Source organism: Parendozoicomonas sp. 2304DJ65-17 (genome assembly GCF_058148445.1).
On sequence record NZ_JBYVJV010000150.1, the window covers coordinates 1 to 231 of the forward strand.

General features: G+C 46.3%; 1 protein-coding gene. It reads left to right on the plus strand.

The window, feature by feature from the left end:
- Nucleotides 1–231: penicillin-binding transpeptidase domain-containing protein (locus tag ACY2RR_RS24860; protein WP_490110877.1), on the plus strand; the 231-nt coding region annotated here is incomplete at both ends.

The window sequence follows — 231 nt, forward strand, 5'->3', positions numbered from 1 at the left end:
CGGGCGACGCTGGGTGAGTATCCTCCAGCTTCTACCATCAAACCATTTATAGGTTTGGCAGCACTAGACAGTGATACGGTTGAAAGTGACTACAGAATTTTTGATAATGGTTATTTCCAACTTCCCGGTGAAGAGCGCCGTTACCGAAACTGGAAACGTACGTGGGATGGCTGGACTAATCTGGTTCGCGCCATAGCTCGTTCCAATGATACTTATTTTTATGATATCGCG